This window comes from Dietzia sp. B19 (genome assembly GCF_014145155.1).
Classification (GTDB): Bacteria; Actinomycetota; Actinomycetes; order Mycobacteriales; family Mycobacteriaceae; genus Dietzia; species Dietzia natronolimnaea.
Map to the genome: position 1 here is coordinate 1 of NZ_JAALED010000480.1, position 2,715 is coordinate 2,715.

Genomic DNA, 2,715 nt, shown 5'->3' on the forward strand with positions numbered 1-2,715 from the left:
GGGGTGGGCCCGGGACGCGGAGGCCACCCGTGCGGCGGTGTCCGCCGCCGAGCTGCACAGGAAGCCGTAGCGTTCGCGGACCCGCTCGCCCGCCTCGGTGAGCCCGTCGGTGGCCCGGCGGCGGAACTCGGCCACGCTCAGACGGTCGCCCACCGTGAGGTGGTCGTGGATCACCAGGCTGGGGGAGTAGTAGTCCCGGACCGTCCCGTCGGGCCACCGGACGGCGAAGCTCATCTCAGGCACTGGCGAGCGTCCTCTCGTCGGCCCGATCACAGACCTCGACCAGTGATCCGTACACGTCGGGGCGCCGATCGCGCAGGTGGAACATCCCGGCGCGCATGGCCGCGAAGGTGCCCGCCACGTCGACCTCGGCGACCGCCAGGCCCTCGTCGAGGGTGGTGGTGGCCAGGACGTTCCCGCCGGGATCGACGATCTTGGCGTTCCCGACGTATCGCAGGGACCCGAACGTCCCCGCCTGGTTGGAGGCCACCCAGAACACCTGGTTGTCCAGGGCCCGGGCGGAATCGAAGAGGTTGAACCGGTAGGTCCAGCGGTCCTCCTGGAGGTTGGCGGCGGTCGCGGTGCGTGCCGCCGGCCACGCGGACAGGGAAGCGATGATCTCGGCGCCCTGCAGTGCCATGACGCGTGCGGCCTCGGGGAACGCCTTGTCGTAACAGATCTGCAGGCCCACCCGACCGACAGGGGTGTCGAACACCCGGTAGTCGCCGCCGGAGGCATAGGACATGTTCTCCCCGAGGGGCTGGTGCACCTTGCGGTAGGTGCCGTAGACGCGGGTTCCGTCGAGGACGGCGGCCGCGTTGTAACGGTTCACCCCGTCGTCGTCGAGCTCGCAGAACCCGATGGCCACCACCCGGTCTCCGATGATCTCCTGCACCCGCGCGATCTCGGGGCCGTCGAGCCGGATGGCGGGGGGCAGTGATCGCGACGTGGGCGTGGTGTCGCCGTGGTTTCCGAGGCTGGAGAGGTAGCCCCCGATGGCGGCCTCGGGAAAGACAAGGAAGTCGACGCCGCTCTCGCGGGCGATCTCCGTGTAATGGGCGATGGTCCGGTAGTTCTCCTCGAGGTCGCGGCCGAAGTTGGCGGCGACCGAGCCGATGGTCGTCATGGCATCAGACCATGTAGGTCGAGTTGATGATGGCGCCCTTACGGGCGTAGTGGATCAGGGCGTCCTGCACGTCGAGCGGGTGCGCGGGGATCACGCCCTCGATCAGGTCCTCCTCGCGACCGCCGTGGAGACCGAGCCCGAAGCGGCAGCAGAACACGGTTCCGCCCTCGGAGATGAACGACTCGAGGGACTCGTTGATGTTCTGCTCGCCGGGGAAGCCGGAGTCCCCGGTGGTGGGGAATCCGCGGGTGGCCAGGCAGTTGATCGCGCCGGGGCCGTAGAAGTAGATGGCCGACTCGAAACCCTTGCGCAGGGCGCGGGTGGCCTGGAGGACGGCGACGAAGGAGACGGAGGACTCGTGGGCGATCCCGTGGACGAGCGTGAAGTACGACTCCCCCTCCTCGGCCTTGTAGTCTGGGAAGATCTTGGTGCCGCCGTAGATGCTGGTGCCCTTGGGTAGGGACGGGTGCGGGATCTCCTTGAGGGAGGCGGCGATGTTCTCGGTGATGGTGGCGTCGAACTCGGGCACTGTGGGCTCCTCGGGGACTGGGTCACCGGACGGGTTCCGATGACATGGCAGCGAGTACACGCCCGGACCGTTACCGCTGCGTATCGGTCCGTTACCGGGTGGTTGCAATTGGAACAACGCATCCGGCGCCGACGAAACATTGCGGCCGACGCCGCGACCGGGGGCGGCACCGTGGCGGCACCGCGGGGGTCCTGAGGCGGCCCCGCGCTCCGGCGCCGGATGCCGATTACACTGGTGCTTTCCGTGCGGCCACGTCCGCCGCGCCCACCCCACCTGGAGGACTCACACGCGTGACCACCACTGTCAGCAGCCCCACCACCGCAGCTCTGTCCGGCCTGGCCGGGGCGGTCGCAGCGAACCCGGCGCTGGCCGATCTGCGGGCGGGACTGGACCGGGACTCCGCCGTGGTCCGGTCGGCGGAGTCCCTGCGGCCGTTCCTGGTGGCGGCCCTGGCCGAGCGTTCCCCGCTGCTGGTGGTGACGGCCACCGAGCGTGAATGTGAGGAGCTGGCCGACGAGTTGGCGGGACTGTTCGACGACCCGGACTCGTCGCACGAGGCCGTGGCGCAGTTCCCGAGCTGGGAGACGCTCCCGCACGAGCGCCTGTCGCCCGCCTCCGACACGATCGGTCGGCGGCTGCAGGTCCTGAACTCGGTGATGGGGGGACACGCCCCGAGGATCGTCGTGGCGGCGGCGCGGTCGGTGGTGCAACCCATCTCCCCGGGTGCGGCTCGCCGGGAGCCGATCCGGTTGACCCGCGGCGCCGAACTCGACCCCGCGGAGTTACTGGCGACCCTGACCGAGTTCGCCTACAGCCGCGAGGACATGGTGGCCCGCCGCGGTGACGTGGCGGTGCGCGGCGGCATCGTGGACGTGTTCCCCACCACCGCCGACCACCCGCTGCGCGTGGAGTTCGACGGCGACACGATCGCCGAGATCCGCGAGTTCTCGGTGGCCGACCAGCGGTCCCTGCCCGAGGGCGAGGTCTCCTCGGCCGTGTTGTTCCCCTGCCGGGAGCTGCTGCTCGACGACGCCGTCCGCGAGCGCGCGCGGCGGCTGGC

Annotated in this window: 3 protein-coding genes and 1 pseudogene; 1 reads left to right on the top strand and 3 read right to left on the bottom strand. The window is 70.3% G+C overall.

The genetic code is table 11. From position 1 onward, the window contains the following. From G6020_RS13275 to G6020_RS13285, 3 genes are all read right to left on the bottom strand, one after another. The coding region (locus G6020_RS13275; protein WP_182610944.1) for an MSMEG_0570 family nitrogen starvation response protein at positions 1-243 on the bottom strand (243 nt) is incomplete at its 3' end. Then, positions 236-1,126: a carbon-nitrogen hydrolase family protein gene (locus G6020_RS13280; RefSeq protein WP_182610945.1), complete on the bottom strand. Its 891-nt coding sequence runs from the start codon at positions 1,124-1,126 to the stop codon at positions 236-238. The genes G6020_RS13275 and G6020_RS13280, both read right to left, overlap by 8 nt. Before the next feature lie 4 nt (positions 1,127-1,130). Then, positions 1,131-1,655, bottom strand: coding sequence for an MSMEG_0572/Sll0783 family nitrogen starvation response protein (locus G6020_RS13285; protein ID WP_179525783.1), 525 nt, complete (start codon positions 1,653-1,655; stop codon positions 1,131-1,133). A 290-nt stretch (positions 1,656-1,945) separates the two neighbouring features. Between G6020_RS13285 and G6020_RS13290 the strand changes: the two are divergent. Further along, positions 1,946-2,715: pseudogene (locus G6020_RS13290) on the top strand (transcription-repair coupling factor); the annotation flags it as partial.

Bases quoted from the DNA above. Each gene is read 5' to 3' on its own strand.
- G6020_RS13280 (WP_182610945.1), bottom strand. From the start codon at position 1,126: ATGACGACCATCGGCTCGGTCGCCGCCAACTTCGGCCGCGACCTCGAG.